Raw genomic sequence first — 25,725 nt, forward strand, 5'->3', positions numbered from 1 at the left:
GTTCCGTCGGCAGCCCCGGCGATGGCGGCGCAGATTCTGCCGTGGATGCGGGCCGCCTCCGCGTCGAAGGGGATGGGATCGAATTCGTTTTCGGCGCGCGCTGCAGGACGTCCATCGGCTGTGGTCGTGGTGGTTGCTGTACTCCGCCGCTGTACAGCAACCCGCGCCGAGTGCACCGTTCCTCGATCGAGGCGGCAGCACGCTGGTCGCATGCGGTTCGGCTATTTGGCCAACGAAACGAGATGCCGTGCGGGCGTCGAGAGCGCCAAAGGACTTCGACCTGTGATCATGGGGCGTTCATTGAAAGTGATCGACGAGAAGTTCCTGGTCGCGGGGGCCGAAGCGTCGCCGCCGTGGGGCGCGGGCGGAAACACGCTGTAGGTGATCTGATGAACTGGTTGACCTCGTTGCCGGCGGTGGTGCTGGTTGTGGGCGGGCTTTTTCTCGCCCTCCTGGTCGCGGCTGCGGCGCGCATCGGCGTCCGGATACTCGTACCCGTTGGGGAACGGGATCGGGTGCCGCAGATCGCCACACCTCTCATGCCGACACTCGGTGCTGCCTTCGCGATCTTTGCGGCACTCTCACTTTCCAGCGAGGCCGGCTACCTGCGTGCAGCCGAGGGGTTGGTGAGCGACGAGGCGGCCGCGGCCTCCCGCCTGGCATGGGCGGCGACAAGTCCGCGAGTCCAGTCGGAGCCGATCCATGCGGCACTTCTGGACTACCTGCAGACCACGCGTGCCAGGGAGTGGGGAGGCGCAGCAGCGGCGTCCGGTAATGACCCGGCCACCGCTCGCGCGATCGCACGGATGGAGCGGAGTGTTCGCGCCGAGGCGGCCCGGCCCGAGGTGGGAAGTGCGGCAGGGACGGAGTTGCTGTCTTCCCTGGACGGTGTCACCACTAGTCGTCGCGCCCGCGTCGCGGCCGCCTCGCGTGATGTTCCGTCGCTTTACATCGTCACGCTTGTGGTCAGCGGACTGGCCTTGATCGTGAACTCCGGCGCCCTGGTCTTCCGCAGCAGCCTGCGAACGTCGCTGCTCATCGTAGGCGTGGCGAGTGTGGTCGGGCTGAGCCTGGCGTTGCTCTTCGCACTCAGCGCGCCATGGGGCGGACCGTTCATCGTGAGTGGGCATCCACTCGACGCCGTCATGGGGGACCTGAAGTCCGGCTTCTTCGAGGGGCGATAGGCGGCGGGCGCGATCGTACGCCGACAACGCACCCATCGATCCCACAGACCCTGACCTGGTACCTCACTGCCGGGCCGGCGGGATCGAACCCACGACCGGGCTGCCCTGGACACGCTGGGAGGCCTGCCGGCCGTCGAGTGACGCGGTCGTTGCCGTCAGCGCTGGCGTCAGAGACGCGAAACGCCCTGGAGGGGATGACCCCTCTGGGGCGTTTGTGCTGGTAGAAGTGGGCGCCGAGAAATTGTCAATACTTGTGGATGGCTCATCGGCAACGGCAGGTGGTGAGTGACGAGGCATACTGTCAGTCGTGACGAGGTATGACCGCATCGGTGTGACCTACAATCACACGCGACGCCCCGACCACCGGATCGCTGTCAAGATCCGCGAGGCGCTCGGCCAAGCCGGCACTGTCATCAATGTCGGTGCTGGCGCCGGCTCCTACGAACCACCGCAAACCGTGCTGGCAGTTGAACCCAGTGCAGTGATGATCGCCCAACGGCCCGCTGGATCGGCGCGGGCCCTGCAGGCATCCGCAGAATCGATCCCCATCGCCGACGAGTCGGCCGACGCGGCGATGGCCATCCTGACTGTGCACCACTGGACGAACCTTGAAGCCGGTATCGGGGAAGTCCTTCGGATCGCCCGGCAGCGCGTCGTCATCTTCACTTGGGACCAGGCCATTTTCCGCAGGTTTTGGCTGCTGGACGAGTACCTGCCCGAGGTAGCCGCGTTCACCGAAACGCAGACCGTCCCCATCGATCGGCTGATTGCGCTGCTGGGAGACGCCCGCGTCGAGACGGTCCCGATTCCGCACGACTGCACCGACGGATTTGGCGCCGCCTTCTGGCGCCGACCTGAGGCATACCTCGATCCGAACGTGCGAGCCGGCATCTCGATGCTCGCCCAGACCGGCGAGGAGGTTCTCCGCCCGGGTCTGACCCGGCTGTCCAGCGACCTGTCCTCCGGCCTTTGGCACGAACGCCACGCTGACCTGCTCGACTGCGAGACACTAGACGTCGGCTACCGGCTTCTCGTAGCGGACCTTTAGACACAGGCGGGCGGCCCGGCTCAACATCAGGCAGATCTCTACTCTGCAATGGGACGTGTTCACGCCGCGAGGGTCTTGGGTCGTTCGACGTGGTGGCCGCGTTCGAATCGGGCCCCGGCGCGGACAAGAGCAACGAGGTGGGGAGCGTTCACCGTCCGCCAGCGTGCCTGGGCGGATTCGACGAGCTTGAAGACCATGGCGAGGGCGGCGGCCGCGCTGCCGGCGCCCCGGGTGACCTTGGTTCGCAGCCGGACGGTGGCGAAGGTCGACTCGATCGGGTTCGTGGTCCGCAGATGAATCCAGTGCTCGGCGGGGAAGTCGTAGAACGCCAGCAGCTCGTCCACGTCGTCGGTGATCTTCTTGACGGCCTTGGGGAACTTCGCGCCGCACACCTTCTCGAACGCGGTGACGGCCTTGAGCGCGTGGTCGCGGTCCTCGGCGTTGTAGATCTCTTGCAGGGCCTTCTTCGCGCCGGGCTGGGCGCACTGCGGTAGGGCGTTCGCGGCATTGGCGATCTTGTGAACCCAGCACCGCTGATGACGGGTCTCGGGGAACACCTCCGCCAGGGCCTTCCAGAAGCCCAGAGCGCCATCGCCGACTGCGAGGGCGGGAGCCCGCATGCCCCGACGTGTGCAGTCCCGCAGCAAGTCGGCCCAGGAATCGGCGGATTCGCGGTAACCATCTGCCATCGCGATCAGTTCTTCGGTGCCGTCCGCGCGCACCCCCATCAGCACCAGGACGCACGACTTCGCCTGGGCGGCATCCTCGCGGGCTCCGTCATCCGCCGGGCCTGGCGCAGTGCTCGCCGGGGCGGTCCTGGCTCCGCACGTCTTCGAGTCGCCGACAGGGAAGCGCGTGTACGACAACCGGCACACCCGCCTGACCAAGTGGCTCAACGGCGGGATCCCACCTGCTCAGGTGGCCGAGTGGGCCGGAAACGGCGTGCCTGTGTTGCTCGCCACTTACGCCCGGTGCGTTGACGGGCAGCTACCGGACCTGAAGAGGCGGCTCGAAGCTGCCGGGGATCTCCCCGAACTCGGGGCCGGGGCTTTGTCGAGCCGGGCGATACCCGCTCTGAACAGCAAAAACGCCCTCCCGAAGGAGGGCAAAGAGTGGGCGCCCCCGGCAGGACTCGAACCTGCGGCCAAGCGCTTAGAAGGCGCCTGCTCTATCCACTGAGCTACGGGGGCCGGTGTGGTGGCCTGTGTCGTGGTGCCCTGGTGTGGGCTGATCCGTGACGTTGCCGGAGACAAGGATAGGGCTCTCTGGTCCTTGTCCCTGTTGCTTCGCCTCCGTGGCTCAATGTGGAGGTTCGGTGAAGCGGTCCTGATAATCGCAGGCAGGTACGAATCGTGCATCGCTTTTGGCGTCTCGCGCATCGGGTGTTGTGCACTCGTTATGCCTGCGTCCCAGTAGTCCCTTCCGTCCCTTGTGTTCTGTCGGCGCGCTGACATGCTCATATGCTTCAGAATGACCGTAAAATTGGGCATTCTTCGCATGTGGTGACCTTGGACGTACGGCCTCAGCTGCTCGACGCACTCTCCGCGCTGCGCGATCGTGTCGCCGCCGTGCGCTTTCCGTTGCCCCTGGCGGGGGCCCCACGCGCGCGTGCCAACCGCGACGAACTGCTCGCTCAGCTCGACGACTACTTGGTGCCCCGTCTGAGGGAGCCCGAAGCGCCGTTGCTGGCCGTCGTGGGGGGCTCCACGGGGGCCGGCAAGTCGACCCTCGTCAACTCGCTGGTGGGCCGGCGGGTGAGCGAGGCGGGGGTACTGCGGCCCACGACGCGCAACCCCGTGCTGGTGTGTCACCCAGAGGACCACCACTGGTTCACCGGGATGCGCGTGCTTCCCAACCTCAAGCGCGCGTGGGTGCCCCATCAGGAGTCGGGGGGCGAGTCCGTCCCCTCCAGCAGGAACTTCCCGACCAGCAGGGACGACGAGCTGGTTCTGCGGATCGAGACCTCCGAGACCCTCCCGCCCGGGCTCGCGCTCCTCGACGCGCCCGACGTCGACTCCCTGGTCGCCGACAGCCGCAACCTGGCCGCCGAGCTGATCTCCGCGGCCGACATCTGGGTCATGGTCACCACGGCCGCCCGTTACGCCGACGCGGTGCCGTGGCACCTGCTGCGTACCGCCAAGGAACACAAGGCGACCATCGTGACCGTTCTCGACCGGGTGCCCCACCAGGTGGTGTCCGAGGTCTCACGGCAGTACGGCGCGCTGCTCGCCAAGGCCGGGCTCGGCGAGGTGCCCCGGTTCACCGTCCCCGAGCTGCCCGAGTCCGCGTGGGGCGGCGGACTCCTGCCGGCCACCGCCGTCGCACCGCTGCGCACCTGGCTCATCCACCAGGTGACCGACCCCGGAGCCCGGCACCAGGCGATGGCCCGCACGGCCCACGGAGTCCTCGACTCGCTGAGGGCGCGCATGCCCGAGCTGGCCAGTGCGGCCGCCGCCCAGTACGCCGCCGCCCTCCGGCTCACCGCGGCCGTCGACGCGGCGTACGACAGCGAGCACGCGCGCGTGAGGACGCGCCTGCAGTCCGGGGCGGTGCTCGCCGGGGACGCGCTCAAGCGGTGGCGCAGCTATCCGCTCGACTGCACCGCCGGTGAACTCCTCGACGCCCTCGTGGAGAGCCTCTGCGCGCTGCTCCTGTGCGCCGTCACGGCCGCCGACGAGCGCGTCGACGAGGTCTGGCGGCGCGAACCGGCCGCGACGGCGCCAGGGCTGGCCGGTCACGACGCGACGCCCGACAGCGCGGAGCACCGCATCGGGATGGCCGTACGGCGCTGGCGGCGCGTCCTGGAGGAGTACGCCGAGGAGGAGGTGCGCGACCTCGACCGGAGCATCGCGCCGGAAGCCGAGGCCGTGGCCGCGCTCGTGGCCACCGTCCTCCTGGGCGGCCGCCGGGCACGGTCCGCGGGCGAGGGCCTCGCCGAGCGGGTCGGCGCCCACCGGGCGCTCCGGCTGCGCGACCGGGGCGGGCGGCTGCTCACCGAGTACCTCGACAAGGCGCTGCACACCGAGCGCGAACGGCGCCTCGCCCCGCTCGACGCGCTCGACGTGCACCCGGAGCCCCAGGCCGAACTCATCGCCGCGCTGTCCGTACTGCAGAAGGAGAGGTGACCGCGGTGACTGCCGTCACTGACCGCACGGATCACGCCGACCACACGGGGGGCGAGGGCTCCAAGGGGGACGCCGGCAAGTCCTCCGGCAAGTCCTCCGGCAAGTCCTCCGGCAAGTCTCCCAGTGAGTCTTCCCGCGAGTCCTCCGTCGAGTCCTCGGGCAGAGGCTCCGAAGAAGCCTCCCAGAGGGCTCCTGAGCGGCCCTCCAGGGATGGCGAACCCGAAAACGCCCTCCCCGGAGAGAGCCCTTCGGAAAACGGGCTCCCCGTGGAGGGCGCCTCCAACGGCCGGCGGCCAGGGAAGGACGCCCGTGAGAACGCAGGTACTGAAGGCAGGGATCCAGGTTCTGAAGACAACAATGCAGGCCCTGGGGACGGCGCAGGCCCTGAGGACGACGAGCACGCGGCCCACGCGCGCGTGCGGGACGACGACTCGGACTCGCCCGCGTCCGAGGACGACTCCTCCGTGCTCGAGAGGTTCCGCAGGAAGGTCCGCGCGAGAGCCCGTACCGAGCCCCCCACGGATGCCCGCCCACCCGCCTCCGCGGACCGCGAGGCCGAGCCCGCGGGTGACGACTGGGACGACGGCCTGATCGCCCGGCGCGTGTCCGAGGAGGACGCCGCCGAGCAGGCCGCGGCCGTGGAAACGAGGACCTCCGGTTCGCAGGCGGTGCTCCCTCTCGCGTACGACGGGCCGCTGCGGTCGCGGCTCGACGCGCTGCGCGAGCTGGTGGGGCTCTCCCGTACGAGGCTGGACAGCCGGACGCTCGCCGAGGCGGGCCGGGTCCTGGACGAGGCGGCGGCGCGGCGCAAGCTCTCCGGGCAGCACACCGTCGTCGCCATCGCGGGCGCCACCGGCAGCGGCAAGTCGATGCTCTTCAACGCGCTCGCCGGAGTGACCATCTCGGAGACCGGCGTCCGCAGGCCCACGACGGCCGCGCCCATCGCGTGCAGCTGGAGTGACGGCGCGGCCACGCTCATCGACCGGCTCGGCATCCCGGGACGGCTGCGCAGGCGTCCGATCCAGAGTCCGGACAGCGAGTCGCTGCGCGGGCTGGTCCTGGTCGACCTGCCCGATCACGACTCAGCGGCCGTGCAGCACCGCGAGCAGGTGGACCGCGTCCTGGCGCTCGTGGACGCGGTCATCTGGGTCGTCGACCCGGAGAAGTACGCCGACGCCATCCTCCACGAGCGCTACCTGCGACCCATGGCGGGGCACGCCGAGGTCATGTTCGTCGTCCTCAACCAGGTGGACCGGCTCCCCGGGGAGGCCGCCCACCAGGTCCTCGACGACCTGCGCAGACTGCTCGACGAGGACGGGATCGCGCTCGGGGAGTACGGCGAGACGGGCACGACCGTGCTCGCGCTGTCCGCGCTCACCGGCGACGGCGTCGGGGAGCTGCGCGAGACGCTGGGCCAGTTCGTGTCCGAGCGGGGCGCCGCGGCCCGCCGCATCTCCGCCGACCTGGACGCGGCCGCGTGGCGCCTGCGGTCCGTGTACGCGACCGGGCTGCGCACCGGGCTCAGTGAGGAGGCCCGCGACGAGTTCGCCGACCGGCTCGCGGACGCCGTGGGCGCCACCGCGGCGGGTGAGGCGGCCGAGCGCGCGTGGCTGCGCAACGCGAACCGCGCGTGCGGGACGCCCTGGCTGCGGCTGTGGCGGTGGTTCCAGGACCGCTACGACACCCCGACCGGGCGGTTGCCGCTGCGCACGCCGGTGGACGAGGAGGCCACCGCGCGACAGCGCGTCGAACAGGCGGTGCGCACGGTGTCCGAACGGGCCGTCTCCGGGCTGCCCGCGCCCTGGGCGCAGGCCGTGCGCGAGGCGGCCGTACGCGGCGCCCAGGGGCTGCCCGAGGCCCTGGACGAGCTGGCGGCACGCGCAGGGACGCCGCAGGGGAGGCCGCCCAGGCCGGGCTGGTGGCCGGTCGCCGTGCTCGCCCAGGCGTCCATGACGATCCTCCAGGTCATCGGCGGGCTCTGGCTGGTGGGGCAGATCATCGGCGTCATGTCGCCCAACATCGGCGTGCCGGTGCTGCTGATGTCGATGGGCATCGTCGGCGGTCCGGCCGTCGAGTGGAGCAGCAGGCTGGCGGCGCGCGGTCCGGCACGGCGGTACGGGCTCGAAGCGGAACGGAGGCTGCGCGAAGCGGCCGCCGGGTGCGGGCGGGCGCGGGTGCTGGATCCGGTGGCGGCGGAACTGCTGCGGTACCAGGAGGTGCGCGAGCAGTACAGCCGGGTCCTGGGGACCGCCTCGGCCGTGCGGTGAGGGTCCTTGCCGCTGAGGGGTGAGGGAAAGGCGGGCCAGGCAAGGAGAGTTCACCCATTCGGGTGGCGGAGTTGTCCACAAGTCAGGGGTTGTGCACAGCGCTCGGCGGGCCCGGCCGGACGGAGGCAGTCTGATCCCGCGGCGACCGCATCGGACGCGGTCACCGCGGCAGACGCAGCCGTACGGGAGGGGCCCGTACGCGTGTCCACCCGGCGTGGGTGCCGGGCGAAGGAGGGGCTCGCGATGAACGAGACGACGCTGTGCGTGGTGGGGAACGTGGCCACCCAGCCGGTGTGCAAGGAGACGGCCACGGGCACCTCGGCCCGGTTCCGGCTGGCGGTGACGTCGCGGTACCTGGACCGGGAGAAGAACGAGTGGACGGACGGCCACACCAACTTCTTCACGGTGTGGGCCAGGCGGACCCTCTCGGCCAACGTGGCCTCGTCCGTGTCGCTGGGCGATCCGGTCGTCGTGCAGGGGCGGCTGAGGGTACGGACCGAGCGTACGGAGCAGGGCGAGAGCCGCACCTGGGCGGACATCGACGCGGTGGCGATCGGCCACGATCTCGCGCGGGGCACGTCGGCGTTCCGCCGCGCGTCGAGGGGAGAGGCGGGGGCGTCGGCCCCGACGTCCGCCCGGCCCGAGCCCAACTGGGAGACACCACCCGCGAGCGTGCCAGAGACCGTAGCCCAACTACAGCCGGAGCCCGCAGGGGTGACGTGACGTCAGTCGGGAAAAGACCGACCTGGCCGGACTGTGGCTTATCGACGACTGTGTTGCGAACACTCCCGGAGGAAATGTGGATAAGCGCAGCTCAAAGACTGTGTGAGCGATAACGATTCCGAGTCGGATCGGTTATCCGACGAGATGACAGGGAAGCGCGCCGCGCCACGTCCCTAGGATGCCGGGATAGCTCACGGGGCTGATGATGCTGATGTGGGACCCCACCCCCACACGCCAACGGGTCCTGCTCGAAGGGGAATTCTGTGTTTTCTGTGTTCTCTGCGTTGTCCGCTCGCAGGCGAACAGGCAGGCGGCCAGGGGCCGCTCGCCTCGCCGCCGCGACACTGACGGGCGGGATCGTCATGGCGGGTGTGCTCGCCGGCGCGGGCACCGCCGTCGCCGAGGACACTCCGCAGAGCCCCGGCGGCGCGACCGCGACGATAACCGGCCTGAAGACCTACGGAACCGCTGTGATCCGCGAGAACGGCGAGGAACAGCAGGTCTCCGCGGGCCTGTTCGAGATGTCCGTCGAGGGCGGCGGCATGCTGCAGACCTACTGTGTCGACCTGAACAACCCGACACAGCGGGACGCCAGGTACCACGAGACCTCGTGGAGCGGCACGTCGCTGCAGGGCAACAAGGACGCGGGCAGGATCCGCTGGATCCTCCAGAACTCCTACCCGCAGGTCAACGATCTCGCGGCGCTCGCCAAGAAGGCCGGAGCGGCCGGCCTCACCGAGCAGGACGCCGCGGCCGGCACACAGGTGGCCATCTGGCGCTACTCGGACGGCGTCGACGTGGAGGCCACCGACTCCCAGGCGGAGAAGCTCGCGGACTACCTCCAGAAGAGCGCGCGGAACCTGGCGGAGCCCGAGGCCTCGCTGAGCCTCGACCCGCCGGCGGTCTCCGGACACACCGGCGAGAGGCTCGGTCCGGTCACCGTGCGCACCAACGCGGACTCCGTGACGCTCACACCTCCCGCGGCGGCGACGGCGGACGGGGTGAAGGTCGTCGATGACAGCGGCAAGGCCGTGACCTCCGCGGCCAACGGCAGCAGGCTGTACTTCGACGTGCCCGAGAAAGCCGCGGCGGGCTCGGCCGAACTGACCCTGGAGGCCTCCACCACCGTGCCGGTCGGCCGCGCGTTCGCCTCCGAGACGCGCAGCCAGACGCAGATCCTCGCGGGTTCCAGTGAGTCGACGGTCTCCGCCGTGGCGAGCGCGAACTGGGCGGAGAAGGGCGCGATACCCGCGCTGTCCGCCAAGGAGAACTGCGCCGTCGGGGGCGTCGACATCAAGGCGTCCAACGAAGGGGACGAGCCCTTCACCTTCGAGCTCATGGGCATCAAGCACACGATCGACGCCGGGACGACCGAGACGGTGACGGTGCCGCTGCAGGAGGACCAGCCGTACGACTTCACGATCAGAGGACCGAACGGCTTCGAGGAGCAGATCAAGGGCGTGCTCGACTGCGCGACCGAAACCGAGGCGGCCGAATTCGGCGACTCGGTCCAGACGCTCAGCGAGCCGAGCCCCGCGACGGCGGGTGCCGCGTCCGCCTCGGGCACCGACCTCGCCGAGACGGGCAGCTCCGACGCGACCCTGGTGATCGCGGGCGTGGCGATCGCCCTGCTCGTCGTCGGCGGCGGGGCGATGCTCCTGGTCCGCAAGAAGAAGGCGCCCACGCAGGAGTGAGGAACACCTCACACGGCCGAGGGATGCCTGAGCAGGGTTGATGAGAAGCATCGATGACCAGACCCGATGAGCAGGACTGATCCTTGGCAACTCAACAGTGAGTGACCGCGTGGTGACCCACGCGGTCGACGCGGCCCCGGTACGCCTCCCAGGCGCCCGGGGCCGCGTCGTTCGCCGGGAGCGGGCGTCCTCGGGGGCCCCACCATTCGGTTTCCGTCGAGGGCTGGCCGTGCGGCAAGATGGGTGGTACTGCCCACTGCCAGATTTCAAGCTGCCGGACGGTTTCTCTTGGCTGAGTACATCTACACCATGCGCAAGACGCGCAAGGCGCACGGCGACAAGGTGATCCTTGACGACGTCTCGCTGAACTTCCTGCCCGGCGCGAAGATCGGTGTGCTCGGTCCGAACGGCGCCGGTAAGTCCACCGTCCTCAAGATCATGGCCGGCCTCGAGCAGCCGTCGAACGGTGACGCGTTCCTCTCGCCCGGTTACAGCGTCGGCATCCTGCTGCAGGAGCCCCCGCTGAACGAGGCGAAGAACGTCCTGGAGAACGTGCAGGAGGGTGTCGCCGAGATCAAGGGCAAGCTCGACCGGTTCAACGAGATCGCCGAGCAGATGGCGACCGACTACTCGGACGCGCTGCTGGAGGAGATGGGCAAGCTCCAGGAGGAGCTGGACCACGCGGAGGCGTGGGACCTGGACGCCCAGCTGGAGCAGGCCATGGACGCCCTGGGCTGCCCGCCCGGCGACTGGCCCGTCACCACCCTCTCCGGTGGCGAGAAGCGCCGTGTCGCGCTCTGCAAGCTGCTCCTCGAAGCACCTGACCTGCTGCTCCTCGACGAGCCCACCAACCACCTCGACGCCGAGTCGGTGAACTGGCTGGAGCAGCACCTCGCCCAGTACAAGGGCACCGTTGTGGCCATCACCCACGACCGGTACTTCCTCGACAACGTGGCCGGATGGATCCTGGAGCTCGACCGCGGCCGCGCCATCGGCTACGAGGGCAACTACTCCACGTACCTGGAGACCAAGCAGACCCGCCTCAAGGTCGAGGGCCAGAAGGACGCCAAGCGCGCCAAGCGCCTCAAGGAGGAGCTGGAGTGGGTCCGCTCCAACGCCAAGGGGCGGCAGGCCAAGTCCAAGGCGCGTCTGGCCCGGTACGAGGAGATGGCCGCCGAGGCCGACAAGATGCGGAAGCTGGACTTCGAGGAGATCCAGATCCCGCCGGGCCCGCGTCTGGGCAACGTGGTCGTCGAGGTGAACAACCTCAACAAGGCCTTCGGTGAGAAGGTCCTCATTGACGACCTCTCCTTCACGCTGCCGCGCAACGGCATCGTGGGCGTCATCGGCCCGAACGGCGCGGGCAAGACCACCCTGTTCAAGATGATCCAGGGCCTGGAGGAGCCGGACTCCGGCTCGATCAAGGTCGGCGACACCGTCAAGATCTCCTACGTCGACCAGAGCCGCGAGAACATCGACCCCAAGAAGACGCTGTGGGCCGTCGTCTCCGACGAGCTGGACTACATCAACGTCGGCCAGGTCGAGATGCCCTCGCGCGCGTACGTCTCGGCGTTCGGCTTCAAGGGCCCGGACCAGCAGAAGCCGGCCGGGGTGCTCTCCGGCGGTGAGCGCAACCGTCTGAACCTGGCGCTGACCCTGAAGCAGGGCGGCAACCTCCTGCTCCTCGACGAGCCGACCAACGACCTCGACGTGGAGACCCTGTCCTCCCTGGAGAACGCGCTGCTGGAGTTCCCCGGCTGCGCCGTGGTCGTCTCCCACGACCGCTGGTTCCTGGACCGCGTGGCGACGCACATCCTCGCCTACGAGGGCGACTCCAAGTGGTTCTGGTTCGAGGGCAACTTCGAGTCGTACGAGAAGAACAAGATCGAGCGGCTCGGCCCGGACGCGGCTCGTCCGCACCGCGCCACCTACAAGAAGCTGACCCGGGGCTGATCTTGCGGCACATCTACCGCTGCCCGCTGCGCTGGGCGGACATGGACGCGTACGGCCACGTCAACAACGTGGTCTTCCTTCGCTACCTGGAGGAAGCCCGTATCGACTTCCTGTTCCGCCCGGAGAAGGACTTTAAGCAGGGGTCCGTGGTGGCGCGCCATGAGATCGACTACAAGCGGCAGCTGGTCCACCGGCACACGCCGGTGGACATCGAGTTGTGGGTCACCGAGATAAGGGCGGCGTCGTTCACGCTGACCTACGAGGTCAAGGACCCGGACCAGGTCTATGTCCGGGCCTCGACGGTGATAGTGCCGTTCGACTTCGAGGCGCAGCGGCCGCGCCGGATCACCTCCGAGGAGCGGGAGTTCCTGCGGGAGTACATGGACGACGCGGACAAGGCCGTCGCGGCATGACGATGCTTCACCTCTCCGACGACGGGGAGGCGGCGGACCTCGCCGCCTTCCTCGGACGGCTCGTCCACTACGACCGGGCAGCGGCGGTGCGTATCAAAGGCGCCGGGACGACACTCGCGGTGTTCGGGCGACCCCCGTCGTTCGAGGTCCTCGCGATCCGGGCGGTGCGGCTCGCGAAGCCGTACGAGAACGGGCTCGACGTCACGCTCGACGTGACCGTCTCCGCGGGTGAACTCCTCGAGAGCATCGACGAGTCGGCGGCCACCGCGGTGGTGCCGGCCGCCGTCACCGGCCCGCCGTGGGCGGGAGTGCTCCCCCCGCGCGGTGGCTGGCGGGCGGAGCCGGGGCTGCCGGCACCGGACGCGGTACGGGCGATGGTCGGTGCCGCCGTGGCCGAGTTCCGGTCCCGTACTCAGGAGTTGGCGCCGGAGCGACGGACGAGGGCCGAACTCGACCGGATCGGGCGGGAGATCTGGTCCCGGCCGATCGGTGACACCGGCCTTCCCGTGCGGGTCGCGCACGCGGCGCAGTCGCTCGGCTTCCTGCGTCCCGCACGGGCGGCCGAGCGGCCCGGTGAGGAGCCGCTGAAGCTGTTCTCGTCGGGCGCGTGGCTCAGGCTGCGCACACCGTACGGGTCGATCGCCCTGCGCAGGGCGGGACTCGGGGCGCTGGACGTCAGCGTGCGCTGATCACCGGGTGCCATGCGTTCGGGTACTCGGGTGTCCGTGTGCTCCGCTCATGACTCGCTGTCGTCCGGCCACACGCCGATGTGATCACGTTCCAGTTCCAGGGCGACCCGGTCGCGCATACCGAGGGCTTCGGTGTACTCGGCGGGGAGCTGGAGCCGGCCGGCCCGGTCGAGCGTGGCGTACTCGCGGGCGACGACCGCCTCCTGCCCCGTGGCCGCGTCGATCTCGGTGCGGCGCAGGACCTCCGTCGAGGTGCGGCCGTCACGGATGGCGACAGTGCGCCGGACCTCGCCCGCCACGGCCTGGTCGTGAGTGACGATCACGATGGTCGTGCCCAGGTGTTCGTTGGCGGTGCGGAAGGCGGCGAAGATCTGTTCGCCGGTGTGGGAGTCGAGTTCGCCGGTGGGTTCGTCGGCCAGCAGCACCTTCGGGTCGCACGCGAGAGCGACCGCGATCGCCACGCGCTGTTGCTGCCCGCCCGACATCTCGTGGGGGCGGCGTTCGCGGCAGTCGGCGACCTCCAGCAGCTCCAGGAGCTCCAGCGCGCGTTCGGACCGGGCGCGGCGGCGGGTGCGGGAGCCGCCCAACTGAAGTGGCAGGGCCACGTTCTGGGCGGCCGTCAGGTAGGGCAGGAGGTTGCGGGAGGTCTGCTGCCAGACGAAGCCGACGATCTCGCGCCGGTAGCGGAGCCGGTCCTTGGCGGTCATCGTCAGCAGGTCGCGCCCGGCGACACGGGCCGCTCCGGCGGTGGGGGTGTCGAGGCCGGCCAGGATGTTCATCAACGTCGACTTGCCGCTGCCGGACGCGCCCACCAGGGCGAGCAGCTCGCCCTCGCGGACGAGGAGGTCGAGGCCCTGGAGCGCCTGCACCTCGACACCGTCCGTGGAGAAGATCCGGACCAGGCGGTCGCAGGTGATCAGGGCGTCATGGCCGTAGGCGGGGCGGTCGCGACGGGCGGCCGCGCGGTGGGCGAGGTCGGCGAAGGTGGGGCCCGGGGTGGTCATGGGACGGCTCCCTCAGCGGTCATGGGACGGCTCCCTCAGCGGTCGGGGGGTGGCTCGCGTGGCGGTTGTCCGGTGGCTGCCGTGGTGGTTGTCCCGGTGGCTCCGGTGGTGGTTGCCCGAGGGCTTCGGTGCTCGTCGGGTCGAAGAAGGCATGGGTGGGCGTCGGGTCGCAGGGCGGCGGCCCGGTCGGGTGGGCGTCATCGGGGATCGCCCGCTCTCAGCTCCCTGACCGAACTCCGTCTCCCGGTCCACCACGCCTGCGCCGTCGCGACGCCCGTCGTCAGGGTCACGACGGCGAGGGCCGGAACCAGCAGGGACCACGGATCTGCGCGCAGGTGGGTACCGGCCGGCGCGGAGTCGGTCGCCGTCGCGAGGGCGACCGCCGTCAGATCGATGCCCGGGGAGAGGAGGCCGACGACGGCCCAGCCCGTGAGGGCGCCGCCCAGCGCGGCCGGCAGGGCCTGCGGCAGGGACTCCAGGATCAGCAGACGGCGGCCCTGGGCGCGTGTCAGGCCCATGGTGCGCAGGCGGGCCAGGAGAGCGGAGCGTTCGGGGGCGGAGCGGATCAGCGTCAGCAGCAGGGCCAGGGTCGCGTAACCGGCGCCCGCCGCCACCGCCGCCGTGTAGACGCGTTCGGCGCCGGCCTGCAGCGGCGAGTCGACGTAGCGTGCCCGGGCCTCCGACCGCAGGCGGACGTCGGCGTTGTGGCCGGCCAGCTTGCGCAGCGCCGCGCCGTCCAGGTGGGACCCGGTTACCAGCAGCGTGGTCGGGCGGGCGCCTCCGTCGGAGGACTTGGCGAGGCCGGGGACCGCGGAGCGGTCGACCACCAGGAAGTCCGCGCCCGGGGCGGCCGGAGTGGTGTCGCGCACCACGGTGATCCGGAGGGTGACGAGGTTGCCGTCCTCCAGCCGCACGGAGAAGGTCCCGCCTTCGAAGCGCTCGGCGAGGGACGGGGACGCGAGGGCGGGGAGGACGTCCGACCGAGGCGAGCCCGAGCGCTTCAGCGCGTCCGCGGGGAACGCGCCGAGGGTGGTCCGGCGGGCGAGTGACGCGTACGAGTCCGGGGCGACGCCCACCAGCGTCACCGGTTCCGCACCGTCGTCCGGGGTCACGTCGTACGCGATGTTCACCGGGCTGACCTCCCGTACTCCCGGACTCCGGCGGACCTGGCCCGGCAGGGCGTCGGGCAGTGCCCGCGGTGACTCGATGCGGGCGTCCGCACCGGTCGTGGACAGCGCGGCACGGTCGCGCACGTCGGCGATGCCCGCGAGGACAGAGCCACCGAACGCGGCGGTGGTGAGGGCCGTCAGCAGGGCGAGCAGCGGGAGTACCGCGGAGACCGACGTACGGCCGGCGCGGGCCAGCGACAGATACCCGACCGCACCCCGCAGCCGCCCCACACGGCGTGCCAGCCGGCGCAGCGGCAGCGGGTACAGCCGCACCAGCACCAGTGCGGCGATGATCCCCACCAGCACGGGCGCCAGAGAGACCAGTTGGTCGGCAGAGGCACCCGAAGCACCCGACGCGCCCGGAGCCCCGGAGATCTGCGAGTCGGCGGATCCCGACCCGTCCGTCCCTCGTTGCCGCAGCGCCACGACCGCGCCCAGCGCGAGCACCACCAGCGTGACCTCGGCGACCGTGCGGCGCCGTGAGGGGCGTACGGAGGTCAGGTCCTCGCGGGCGCCGTGGACCCGTACGACCGCATGTCGGGCAGCGGCGCGCAGCGGCAGTACGGCGCAGGCGAGGACCGTGACGGTCGCGGCAGCGGCCACCGCGTATGTACGGCGCGGGGTGGGGAGTGCGAGGAGGGCGACCACGAGGCCGACCACGCCGGCGGGAACCGCCACGACCGCCGTCTCGGCCAGCAGCCGTCCCATGACACCGCGCAGGGAGCCGCCGCGGGCGCGCAGCAGGGCGAGTTCCGTACGGCGGCGGTCCGCGGCGAGGCCGCCCGCCATCAGCAGCACCACGGCCGCGACGGTCCCGGTGCCGTAGGCGGCGACGGACACGAGCGGGGCGATGCCGTCGCGCAGGCGCTGGTGGGAGAGGAACACGTCGTCCAGGCCGGTGTTCGCGTCCGTCGCCGGGTCGGTGGTGGCCTGGCGCACCTTCAGCAGTCCGGGCCCCGCCGTGAGCGAGGCGAGGGAGGACGAGAGGCCGGACAGGTCGCGGGCGTTCAACGAGGCGGCGGAAGGGGCGAGTTGCCAGTAGCGCTCGGGGCCCCCTTCCGTGGCCAGCAGGGCGGGTGCCGCGTCCGGAGGCAGGAGCAGGGCGCCCAGCCAGTACGTGTTGGCGCCCGGGAGTGCATCGGGCTTCCGCATCAGGGAGGGGGCGCGCAGCAGGGGTTGTGTCGACCAGTACGCGCCGTCGGGTTCGCGCGGGGCGACGATGCCGGTCACGCGCACGGCCAGGGGTTCCCGCGCGGGAATGATGAGGTGGATCACGGAACCCACCTTGATCCGCAGGCGCTCGGCGGTCTCGGTGGTGACGGCGGCCTCCACGGAGCGGCTGCGGGCGGTGACGGTTCCGGTGGTGCGCGGCAGACGGCCCGTGCGCAGCCGGGCGTGGTCGGCGAGACCGTTCTGCGCGACGAGTGACATCTGGGCGGGCAGCCCGCTGGGCTGCGGCAGCCAACGGTCCGGTGCCTCCGCGGGGGTTGTAGTGCGCACCCCGTAGGACGACTGCGCGCGGTCGACGGCCAGGGGCCGATGGACGGCGGCCAGCACCTGTGCGTACTGCTCGCGCAGCGTGTCCGCGCGAACGGCCGACTCCCACTCCTCCGGCGGGAGTTCGGTCGAGGACTGCTGGGCGTAGAACTGTACGGTCGTCCGCTCGGCGGGGGCCTCGGTGACGGCACTGCGCAGCCCCGCGTCCTCGTACCGGTCCACCGCGCGCGGGAGGGCCGCGGCCAGACAGGAGGTGAGCGCGACCAGCAGGGCCAGCGCGCAGGCCGCTCCGGGTGCGGCCCGCAACCGGGTCCGCACCCAGGGCGCCACGACGGACGACTCGTTGGAAGAGCGAGTACGCACCGGGTCACTCACCCCCCTGGTGCCGCAGCGTGCCGGCCGCGTCGGGGCGCCGTGCCGCGAGGACGGCCGTGACGGCGAGCGGGGCCACCGTCACCGCGGCCAGCAGCAGGACCACGGGGGAGACGGGCAGTTTCACCAGGACCTCGGGCAGCGGACGGGTCGCCTGCGGAGTGAGGACGATCAAGGGGATCACCGCCCGGGTCAGGACCGTGCCGAGGGCGACACCGACCGTCAGGGACAGGGCCACCAGTACGCCCTGTTCGGCGGCGATGAGACGCGCCAGTTGCCGGCGGGGAGTGCCGAGCGCGCGCAGGACCGCGAACTCGTCGGTCCGCTCGCGCAGGGACCCCGCCGTGCTCACCGCGAACCCGACCGCGGCCAGCGCGGCCGCGACGACGGCCGCCGCGGCGAACGCGGCTTCGGGTCCCGCCCCGAACGGGTCGTCCCGCAACTGCTCCGCGATCTCGTCCCGTACGACGACCTGCGAGGGCTCGACATCGGGGCGTGCCCGCACCTGCGAGGCCACTCGCGCGGCCGCGCCCGGCTCCGTCCGCAGCCACCACTCGGTGGGCTGGGCGATGTCCTTGTCCCGGGCGTCCAGCACACGGTTCACGGACCGCAGATCGACCAGCAGCGCCCCGCCGTCGCTGTCGTCGTCCTCCTCGGTCGTCGGCAGCGCCCTTACGCTCCGCACGATCCGTACCGGTACTTTCGCGTCCCCGAAGGCGACGTCCATCCGCTGCCCGGTCCCCGAGAGCCCGGCCGACGCGAGGAACCGGTCGGTGGCGATGCCCGTCACCTCGGACGCCGAGGGTTGTGTCACCCGCAGGCGGACCGTGAACGTCTCGGGCTGTGAGGAGAAGTCGCGGGGCACGTAGCCGGTGCCGTAGCGGACCGTGAGGGAGCCCGGTGGCGACTCCTCCCTGTGCGGGGTCGTCGGCAGCGTGGAGTCGTCCGGTGCCGGCGACAGGCTGTCGGACCGCGCCGTGAGCGTCCAGGAGGTGGGCAGCGGCAGCGGTCCTTCCGGTCCGTCGGCGGGCACGGCGCTCACCTTCTCCAGGGACAGGCGGTGTTGTTCGGGGCTGCCGACCGGTTGCTCCATGGTCAGCCGCACGTCGGTGAGCGTCAGGGGCTCGGCCGCCCGGCCCGTCGGGGCCTCGGCCGCGCGAGCGAGGTCCAGCGTGAGGAAATGGAGCCGTCCGTCGGCGGCCAGCCGGCCGACGGGGAGCCGGTACGGCACGTCGCGGCGGTCCTGCAGGGTGACCGTCACGTCCGCCGTGGTGCTCTCGCCGCCCTCGTCGGTGCCCGCCGCGTCGTCTCCACCACCGCCAGTGTCCGCCTCGTTGTCGCCCCGGTCGCTGCGGAGCCGCAGGGCCAGGCGGAGCTCCGTCGCGCCCGTGGGCAGCCGTGCGCCCGCCGTCTTCCCTTTCGGGGGGAGGTCCGCCAGCAGGGGCCGTACCGGCTCGGCGGCCAGGTCGCGTCGCAGCAGAAGTCCGTCGGCGGCGGAGGCCGTGTCCAGGGCCAGGACGGTCGCCGTCCGGTCGCCGGACAGCGGCAGGGTCGTGCGGACGGCGGGAGCGGAGGAGCGCACGCCGTCGACGGCCGCGTAGCGCCCGGAGCCACCGAGGCCGCTCGCGCTGCTCGTGACGACACGGACGTCCGTACCGGCCCGGAAGTCGGCCTGGTCGTCCTGCGAACGGTTCCAGGAGGCGCCCTCGCCGATCGCCAGCATCCCCAGGGCGACCGTGAGAACGAGGAGCAGCACCGCGCCGGCACCGCGCGACGGGCGGCGGCTGAACTGCCAGCCGGCCAGGGCACTCGGCAGCCCCCGGCCGGCCGCCGCGCGGCGCTCGGCGAGCCGGGCCACGAGCGGCAGCAGCCGCAGGGTGAGGACGGTACCGGCGAGCAGGGCGAGGGCGGGGGCCGTGACCAGGAGCGGGTCGATGCCGAGGGCGCCCGTGCCATCGCCGGTGCCGACGGCGCTGAGGGCACCGGTGCTGCGGCGGTCCAACTGCCAGTACGCGACCCCGGCGACGAGCAGCAGGCCGACGTCGGCTCCGGCGCGCACCGGAGCGGGCAGCGCGCGGGCCCGCCGCACCGTGAAGGCACCGGAGGTCAGCGTCGGCGCCGCCACCGCGAGCGCGCATCCCAGCGACACCGCCGCCGCGACCAGCCACACCTCCGCGCGCGCGCCGGAGGAGTCCAGGCGCAGCCCGATCCGCGCCAGCGCTCCCTGCTCGGCGAGCAGCCGTGTCAACGGCCCGGCGAGCAGCGGCGCGCAGATCGCCGCGGGCACCGCGAGCAGCAGCGCCTCAAGGGCGGCGAGCCCCGCGATCCGGCGGGGCGAGCCGCCGCGCGCCCTGAGCAGCCGAGTCTCTCCCGCCCGTTCGGCGCTCAGCAGCCGGGCCACCAGGAACAGCGCGTACGCCGAGAGGAGGCCGAGCAGCAGCGCCACGATCAGCAGGGTCGAGCGGGAGACGAGGAGGGAGCGTTCGACGTCGTCCAGGATTTCGGGCAGTGAGGTCGTCGCGGCCGTGGTGCCGCTCAGCGCGTCGGACTTGCGCAACGCGGCGGTGCCGTCACGGGCCGCCTGCCGCAGCGCGCCGATCCGGTCCGTCGTCAGCGTGGAGAAGTCGGCGGAGACGAGCCAGGCGGACTCCCCGCTGCTCACCTGGTCGCCCAGGAGCACGGACGGGTCGGTGAGCAGGGGGCCGTACGTCGTGAAGGACAGCTTGTGGACACCACGGCCGCGGAGGTCGTCCACCTGCCAGTACGGGGCGGTGATCCGCTCGGGCCGGTACAGGCCGGTGATCAGGACGCGCACGTCGGGGCCGCGGAAGCGGTCGGTGAGGGTGAGGCGGGCGCCCGGTCTCAGCCCGAGCGGCTCGGCGGCGGTCTGCGGCAGGGCCACCTCGATCCGGCTGCCGCCACCGCTGCTGCCACCGCTGCCGACACCGCGCGGCGGGCGTCCCTCGGTGAATCGCACCTGGGTGCGGTCCAGGGCCGCGAAGTGGGTGAGATCGGGGTTGCCCGAGCGTGCGGCGGGCGGCTGGAGGGAGCGTGGGAGGGCGTACGGGCCGGATCGCTGAAGCGTGCGCACGGTCACCGGCATGCCGTCGAAGGTCCGTCGGGCGCCTTCCCGTACGGCGCGGTCGGCGGCCGCGCGCCGGTTCGCGGACGGGGTGTCCGCCTTGACGATCATGGCGGTGTCGACGGCGTTCCCGGGGTCGGCGAGTGAGTGGCGCAGGGCCGCGTCGCCGATCGCGCCCGAGTACGCGGTGAGGGTCGTCGGCACCGCTGTGGTCAGCAGAACGGTGAGCAACGCGGCGGCGAGCAGCAGTCGATGTGCCCGCGCGCGCAGTAACACGAACCCCGTCACTCGGCCCCCCCGTCAGCCGCCCCCGCCCCCGCCTCCGGGGTCACCCGGAGATCTCCGGGTGATGCTGTCAGACGACGGTGACCGCGGGTAAGCGCTTGTGGGTCGGACTTGACCGGATTGTGACCGGAATTCGGTGCCGAGCGGTCGGAATGCGTACGTCCGGAATGCGCGCAACCGGAATGTGTATATCCGGAAGCGTGCGTCCGGAGGGAGGGGCGACCTCAGCCCGCGGTGTTCACCATCGAAGCCGCCGCGTACGTGAGGTAGTTCCACAGCGTGCGCTCGTGCTCCTCGGAGAGGCCGAGCTCGTCGACGGCGGCCCGCATGTGCTTCAGCCAGGCGTCGTGCGCGGCCCGGTCGACGGTGAACGGGGCGTGACGCATCCGGAGGCGGGGGTGCCCGCGGTTCTCGCTGTACGTGGTGGGGCCGCCCCAGTACTGGATGAGGAACAGCGTCAGGCGCTCCTCGGCCGGGCCCAGGTCCTCCTCCGGGTACATGGGCCGCAGCAGCGGGTCCTCGGCGACGCCCTCGTAGAAGCGGCGCACGAGCCGCCGGAAGGTCTCCTCGCCGCCGACCTGCTCGTAGAAGGTCTGCTCCTGAAGCGTGCCGCGCCGAATCTCATTCACGCACCCATGGTCTCAGACGGGGGGACGGAGGACTCAAGGCCTAGGACCGCGGACGAATGGCGCATTGCGGAACGTCCCGCCGGGGTGCTCGCCTCGGCGCCGATCAGGCAGCACAGTGGATATATGGGCACACATGCGCTCGACCGGGACCTGGGCGACCTCGCCGCGGAGGCCAGGGCGGCCATGGTGCGCGAGATCGGCGCGAGCGGGGCCTTCGACGCCGACCCGGTGTGGCGGGAGGTGTTCGGGGCCGTTCCGCGCCACCTCTTCGTGCCGTACTACTACGTGGGCGGGCCCGCCCCCACGAGGGCAGGGAACCAGGGCGGGAACGGCCCGGTCGGCGGCGGGCGGGTCGGCAGCGGCCCGGGTGGGAACGGCTCGGGTGGGAACGGCTCGGGTGGGAACGGCTACGAGCGGCTCTGGGGGGAGGAGCGCGATCCGAGACGTCGTGAGCGCTGGCTGCGCGGCGCGTACACCGACGTTCCCCTCGCCACCCGCCTGCGCGACGGGGAGTTGATCTCCTCCAGCAGCCAGCCCTCGCTGATGGCGAACATGCTGACCGAGCTGGAGGTGGAGGACGGCAACCGCGTCCTGGAGATCGGCGCCGGCACCGGCTACAACGCGGCTCTGCTCGCGCACCGCCTCGGGGACGACCTGGTCACCACGGTGGATCTGGACCCCGACATCACCGAGGGGGCGCGCAGACACCTGGCAGCCGCCGGGTACCACCCGACCGTCGTCACGGGCGACGGCGCACGCGGGGCGCCCGAACGCGCCCCGTACGACCGGATCATCGCCACCTGCACGCTGCCCTCGATCCCGCGTGCCTGGCTCGCCCAGTGCGCACCCGGCGCCCGTATCCTCACGCCGCTGGCCACGGGCCTGGTCGGGCTGCGGGTGCGGGACGCCGAGTACGCCGAGGGGCGCTTCCTGCACACGCCCGCGTACTTCGTGCCGTTGCGCGGCGACCGGGGAGGCCGGGAGCGAATGCATCCCCATGTGGGCGGGCTGCCGGGCCGGGCCAGGGATCACGAGCTCTTCCGGTTCCTCGTGAGCCTGAGTGCGGGCAGTCTCGACCCGCACGAGGCGCTCGCGCTCTGGGACCGCGAGGGGCAACCGGAGCGCGACCGGTACGGGATCACGGTCAGCGCCGACCGTGCGTGGGCGTGGCTGGACGATCCGGAGGGGCCGTACGCCTGGCCCCTTCCGTGAACCGTGAACCGTCCGGCCGGGCCGTGAACCGCGCTCCGGCTCAGCCGCGCCGGATGGTGATCGTCGTCCAGGCCCCCACGTGCACCCGGTCCCCGTCCTGCAGGGGTACTGGGACGAACGGCTGGATGGGCTCCTCGGAGCCGTTGACCGTGGTGCCGTTCGTGGAGTTCTGGTCGACGACCGCCCAGCTGCCGTCCGGCTGCTGCACCAGCACCGCGTGCTGGTGCGAGACCCCCGGGTCCTCCGGCGGCACCGACAGATCGATGTCGGGGGTGTCACCGGTGGAGTGGCGGCGGCGGCCGATGGTCAGCTGGTTGCCGACGAGGGTGCGCTGCTGCTCCGGGGAGTACGCGGGTAGGTTGAGCCCCGCGGCCTCGGGGCCGGAGCGCTGCATCATCGACATGAAGTAGTCGCGGTCCGGGCCGATCGTCGCCGTCCAGGTCGCCGGCTGTTGCGAATACGCGGGACCGGGCGGAGCCTGGGTGGCGCCCGGCTGCGGGTATCCGTAGCCGCCGGGAGCCCCCGGTCCACCGGCTCCGGGAGGAGCGCCGGGGCCGGACGTCGGCGGGGAGATCACCCAGTCGTCCTCCCCGCCCCCGAAGGACGGGCCGCCGGGCTGGGGACCGCCGGGCCCGCCGGGACCGGGCGCACCGGGCTGCCCCGTCTCGCGCGGGAAGGTGGGCGGAGCGGGCGGCCCCGCCTGCTGGAACGCCTGCGGCAGACCACCGCCCGGACCGGGGCCGCCCGGACCGGGGCCGCCCGGACCGGGGCCACCGAAGCCTCCGGGACCTCCATGACCTCCAGGACCGGCCGGTCCGCCAGGTCCGCCAGGTCCACCGGGGCCCCCGGGTCCAGGAGGTCCACCCAGGCCGCCGGGCGCGGTCCCGGGCGGCGGGGCCTGACGCGACGGATCGCCGCCGAAGCCACCCGGCCCGGAGGGCTCGCTGCCGAAGGGCGGCCCCGGCGGAATGGGCTCCGCGGGCCGGTTCACCTGAGAGGGTCGCGAGCTCTGGTAGTCGTACGAGTCACCGCCGCCGAAGGACGGCCCCGGCCCGGGCGGCTGCTGGAACCGGAGCGCAGGGTTCGGCCCACCGGAACCGCCGGGTCCACCAGGACCGCCGGGAGCACCAGGCCCACCAGGCCCACCAGGCCCACCGAGTCCGGTCGGCCCGCCAGGTCCAGCCGGCCCACCGGGCCCACCGGGTCCGCCGGGCCCGTCGAACGGGGAGGGTCCACCGGGTCCACCAGGCCCGTCGAACGGGGAGGGTCCACCGGGTCCACCAGGCCCGTCGAACGGGGAGGGTCCACCGGGTCCACCAGGCCCGTCGAACGGGGAGGGTCCACCGGGACCACCAGGCCCCCCGAAGGGGGAGGGCCCGCCAGGCCCGCCGGGACCACCAGGCCCACCAGGGCCCGACGGCCGGGGCGCGGCCGGGGTGTACGTGGTGGCCGTGTTCGTCAGGAAGTTCCACCGGCACTCCTCGCAGAAGGGCGCGCCGCCCTCACGGGGCGTACGGCACTGCGGGCAGAGCTCCGGTGTGTGCTGCTGGGGTACGGCGGACGGATACGGGCTTCCGGGCTGACCGCCCCCACCCGGAGGTGGGGGAGGGGAGCCGGGCGGCGGATAGCCGTAGCCGGCGGCCGGCGGCGGGGGCGGAGGTGGCGGGGGCACGGCACCGGCCATGCGGTGACCGCAGACCTCGCACCAGTCGTCGGAACCCGACTGGTGTCCGTTCGGGCAGGTCGGCATGTCGGCGCGTCCCCCTTTCCTTTCCGGCCGTCCGGGCCGGGTTTCTCGGCCACGATGGGCCAGTGTGACCGATTTTCTCCGATCCCCGGGGCGGGGTCGGCCTCGCTATTTCTTTACACGAACAGTCTTGGTGGACCGTGTCTCGAGAGTCATCTCGTCGGCTTCCGCGACCTTCGCCTTCAGTCGCACAGTACCTGCCGCCGCATCCACGACGTCCACCACCTTCGCAAGCAGTTTCGCAGTATCGGCGTTCCCCGACTCGCTCGCGAGCTGAACGGCCCGGCCCAGTTTCGCTGTTGCTCCGTCCATATCCCCCGATTTGCGTGCGTCCAGTCCCTGTTGGATGACTTGTGCCAGTTCGGCCTGGCCCGTGTAGTGCGCGACCTGGGGGTTGATGGAGGTCGAGGCCACCATGTCGTCCGTCCACACGGCCCGTACGAGACCCTGCGCGCCCAGGTTCTGCACGGTTCCGTCGGGTTGCGGGATCACCAGGGAGACGCGGGCGGCCAGCATCTCCTGGCCGAGTCCGGCGGCGGGCACCTCCACACACACGTGGTAGTCGCGCGACTCGTCGCCCCAGGAACCGGTCGGGTAGTCCCCGGCGCGAGGGCCCGCCTCGGTGCGGCGGCCGGTCAGGTCCTCGACCGTGGGGGCCACCTGCTTCACGAACTTGATCTCGGTCCCCAGGGGCGTCCACAGCCGCAGCGCCACGTCCGCGACCTCCTTGCCCATGGCCGTCTCCATCATCTGCGCGAAGTCGGCGGCGAGGCCGGCGGGGTCGGCGACGATGTCGGCTGTGCCGAGCAGCGCGGACGCGATCGCTGTGACCTCCTTCACCTCCCAGTCGGTGCCCACACCCCTCGCGTCACAGGTGTAGCGCCCGGCCGACGCGTCGAGGGCGGCGCGCAGGTCCTCCGGGGACTCGTGCTCGTTGCGGCCGTCGGTGAGCAGGATGCCGTGCCGGATGGCGACGTCCGCCGAGGCGAGCAGACGGTCGGCGAGCTTCAGCCAGGTGCCGATCGCGGTGCCACCGCCCGCGCTCAGCTTGCGCAGGGCCTGCTTGGCCTGGTCGCGGGTGGCGGCGTCGGCGATCGCGAGGCGTCCGCCGCCCGGGTAGACCTCCTTGGCGACGTGCGTGCCGCCGATCACCGCGAAGTGCACACCGTCGCGCAGCGCGTCGATCGCGGCGGCCGTCGCGTCCCGCGCCCCGCGCATCTTCGTCGGCGGGTAGTCCATCGAGCCCGAGCAGTCGACCATGATCGCCACAGCCGCGGAGGGACCCTGTCCCGGCGAGTACAGGTGCGGGGCGGCGACGGCGCTGCCGACGGTGCCGCCGCCGGTCGAACTCACCGTCACGATGGCGTTGACCTCGCGGCCGCCCTCCGGCAGGTACTCGTTCTGGTACACGTCCACCGAGAACTGCGGCACGTTCGACTTCGAGAAATTGGCCATGCGCTTTTCGCTCCCCCTAAGACCCCCACGACTCGTGGGGCGATGACTGTGCCTGCGGATACGGACCGGTCCCCTCCGGCCCGCCCGGCCGACCCCGTCGATCGGCCGTAACCCCGGCCGCTCCCACACGGCCGTAACCCCGGCCGCTCCCACACGGCCGTAACCCCGGCCGCTCCC

At 71.8% G+C, this 25,725-nt stretch carries 17 protein-coding genes, 1 tRNA gene and 2 pseudogenes; 11 read left to right on the top strand and 9 right to left on the bottom strand.

Annotated features, from left to right (window positions below):
• Nucleotides 1–20: 20 nt before the first annotated feature.
• Nucleotides 21–127, bottom strand: a pseudogene (locus tag AB0959_RS21185) (VapC toxin family PIN domain ribonuclease); the annotation flags it as partial.
• An 83-nt stretch (nucleotides 128–210) separates the two neighbouring features.
• On the opposite strand from AB0959_RS21185, the gene AB0959_RS21190 reads away from it, so the two are divergent.
• The 3 genes from AB0959_RS21190 (at nucleotide 211) to AB0959_RS21200 (ending at nucleotide 2,232) form a co-directional block, all read left to right on the top strand.
• Nucleotides 211–381, top strand: coding sequence for a hypothetical protein (locus AB0959_RS21190; protein ID WP_366827976.1), 171 nt, complete (start codon nucleotides 211–213; stop codon nucleotides 379–381).
• Nucleotides 382–389: 8 nt separating this feature from the next.
• Nucleotides 390–1,184: a hypothetical protein gene (locus tag AB0959_RS21195; RefSeq protein ID WP_366827977.1), complete on the top strand. Its 795-nt coding sequence runs from the start codon at nucleotides 390–392 to the stop codon at nucleotides 1,182–1,184.
• A 307-nt stretch (nucleotides 1,185–1,491) separates the two neighbouring features.
• Nucleotides 1,492–2,232: a methyltransferase domain-containing protein gene (locus AB0959_RS21200; RefSeq protein WP_366827978.1), complete on the top strand. Its 741-nt coding sequence runs from the start codon at nucleotides 1,492–1,494 to the stop codon at nucleotides 2,230–2,232.
• Nucleotides 2,233–2,291: 59 nt separating this feature from the next.
• Here the strand turns inward: AB0959_RS21200 and AB0959_RS21205 are convergent.
• Together AB0959_RS21205 and AB0959_RS21210 are read right to left on the bottom strand one after the other, a co-directional pair.
• Nucleotides 2,292–2,987, bottom strand: a pseudogene (locus tag AB0959_RS21205) (IS256 family transposase); the annotation flags it as partial.
• A 362-nt stretch (nucleotides 2,988–3,349) separates the two neighbouring features.
• Nucleotides 3,350–3,422: transfer RNA gene (locus AB0959_RS21210), tRNA-Arg, on the bottom strand.
• A gap of 309 nt (nucleotides 3,423–3,731) precedes the next feature.
• Between AB0959_RS21210 and AB0959_RS21215 the strand changes: the two genes are divergently transcribed.
• The 7 genes from AB0959_RS21215 (at nucleotide 3,732) to AB0959_RS21245 (ending at nucleotide 13,096) form a co-directional block, all read left to right on the top strand.
• Nucleotides 3,732–5,357, top strand: a complete 1,626-nt coding sequence (locus AB0959_RS21215) for a dynamin family protein (RefSeq protein ID WP_366827979.1) — start codon at nucleotides 3,732–3,734, stop codon at nucleotides 5,355–5,357.
• Nucleotides 5,358–5,362: 5 nt separating this feature from the next.
• Nucleotides 5,363–7,624, top strand: a complete 2,262-nt coding sequence (locus tag AB0959_RS21220; protein ID WP_366827980.1) for a GTPase — start codon at nucleotides 5,363–5,365, stop codon at nucleotides 7,622–7,624.
• 243 nt (nucleotides 7,625–7,867) lie between these two features.
• On the top strand, nucleotides 7,868–8,347 hold the full coding sequence (locus AB0959_RS21225) for a single-stranded DNA-binding protein (RefSeq protein ID WP_366827981.1): 480 nt from the start codon (nucleotides 7,868–7,870) through the stop codon (nucleotides 8,345–8,347).
• A gap of 263 nt (nucleotides 8,348–8,610) precedes the next feature.
• The gene (locus AB0959_RS21230; protein WP_366827982.1) at nucleotides 8,611–10,041 is read left to right on the top strand and encodes a Cys-Gln thioester bond-forming surface protein; all 1,431 of its coding nucleotides are present in this window, start codon (nucleotides 8,611–8,613) and stop codon (nucleotides 10,039–10,041) included.
• A gap of 288 nt (nucleotides 10,042–10,329) precedes the next feature.
• Nucleotides 10,330–11,994, top strand: coding sequence for an energy-dependent translational throttle protein EttA (gene ettA / locus AB0959_RS21235; protein WP_366827983.1), 1,665 nt, complete (start codon nucleotides 10,330–10,332; stop codon nucleotides 11,992–11,994).
• Between the two features lie 2 nt (nucleotides 11,995–11,996).
• Nucleotides 11,997–12,407, top strand: a complete 411-nt coding sequence (locus tag AB0959_RS21240; RefSeq protein ID WP_366827984.1) for a thioesterase family protein — start codon at nucleotides 11,997–11,999, stop codon at nucleotides 12,405–12,407.
• Nucleotides 12,404–13,096: a hypothetical protein gene (locus tag AB0959_RS21245; RefSeq protein ID WP_366827985.1), complete on the top strand. Its 693-nt coding sequence runs from the start codon at nucleotides 12,404–12,406 to the stop codon at nucleotides 13,094–13,096. Before AB0959_RS21240 ends, AB0959_RS21245 begins: the two co-directional genes overlap by 4 nt.
• Nucleotides 13,097–13,143: 47 nt before the next feature.
• Here the strand turns inward: AB0959_RS21245 and AB0959_RS21250 are convergent, their stop codons facing one another.
• The 4 genes from AB0959_RS21250 to AB0959_RS21265 all read right to left on the bottom strand — a co-directional run bounded on the left by AB0959_RS21250 (nucleotide 13,144) and on the right by AB0959_RS21265 (nucleotide 21,134).
• Entirely contained in the window at nucleotides 13,144–14,100 is a 957-nt protein-coding gene (locus AB0959_RS21250; RefSeq protein WP_366827986.1) for an ABC transporter ATP-binding protein, read from the bottom strand.
• A 197-nt stretch (nucleotides 14,101–14,297) separates the two neighbouring features.
• Nucleotides 14,298–17,129 carry an FtsX-like permease family protein gene (locus AB0959_RS21255; protein ID WP_366827987.1) on the bottom strand — a complete coding sequence of 944 codons (2,832 nt, stop codon included), beginning with the start codon at nucleotides 17,127–17,129 and terminating at the stop codon, nucleotides 14,298–14,300.
• A gap of 4 nt (nucleotides 17,130–17,133) precedes the next feature.
• Complete coding sequence (locus tag AB0959_RS21260) at nucleotides 17,134–20,508, bottom strand: ABC transporter permease (RefSeq protein WP_366827988.1); 3,375 nt, start codon at nucleotides 20,506–20,508, stop codon at nucleotides 17,134–17,136.
• Nucleotides 20,509–20,729: 221 nt separating this feature from the next.
• Nucleotides 20,730–21,134 (bottom strand): globin, encoded by a 405-nt coding sequence (locus AB0959_RS21265; protein WP_366827989.1) that lies wholly within the window; start codon nucleotides 21,132–21,134, stop codon nucleotides 20,730–20,732.
• A gap of 123 nt (nucleotides 21,135–21,257) precedes the next feature.
• Here AB0959_RS21265 and AB0959_RS21270 point away from each other — a divergent pair, with 123 nt between their 5' ends.
• Nucleotides 21,258–22,346 (top strand): methyltransferase domain-containing protein, encoded by a 1,089-nt coding sequence (locus tag AB0959_RS21270; protein WP_366827990.1) that lies wholly within the window; start codon nucleotides 21,258–21,260, stop codon nucleotides 22,344–22,346.
• A 40-nt stretch (nucleotides 22,347–22,386) separates the two neighbouring features.
• On the opposite strand, the gene AB0959_RS21275 is transcribed toward AB0959_RS21270, so the two are convergent.
• Nucleotides 22,387–24,096: an FHA domain-containing protein gene (locus AB0959_RS21275; RefSeq protein WP_366827991.1), complete on the bottom strand. Its 1,710-nt coding sequence runs from the start codon at nucleotides 24,094–24,096 to the stop codon at nucleotides 22,387–22,389.
• A 105-nt stretch (nucleotides 24,097–24,201) separates the two neighbouring features.
• Nucleotides 24,202–25,548, bottom strand: a complete 1,347-nt coding sequence (locus tag AB0959_RS21280) for a VWA domain-containing protein (protein ID WP_366827992.1) — start codon at nucleotides 25,546–25,548, stop codon at nucleotides 24,202–24,204.
• Nucleotides 25,549–25,725: the final 177 nt, after the last annotated feature.

It is taken from the genome of Streptomyces sp. NPDC046862 (assembly GCF_040704615.1).
Taxonomy (GTDB): Bacteria; Actinomycetota; Actinomycetes; order Streptomycetales; family Streptomycetaceae; genus Streptomyces.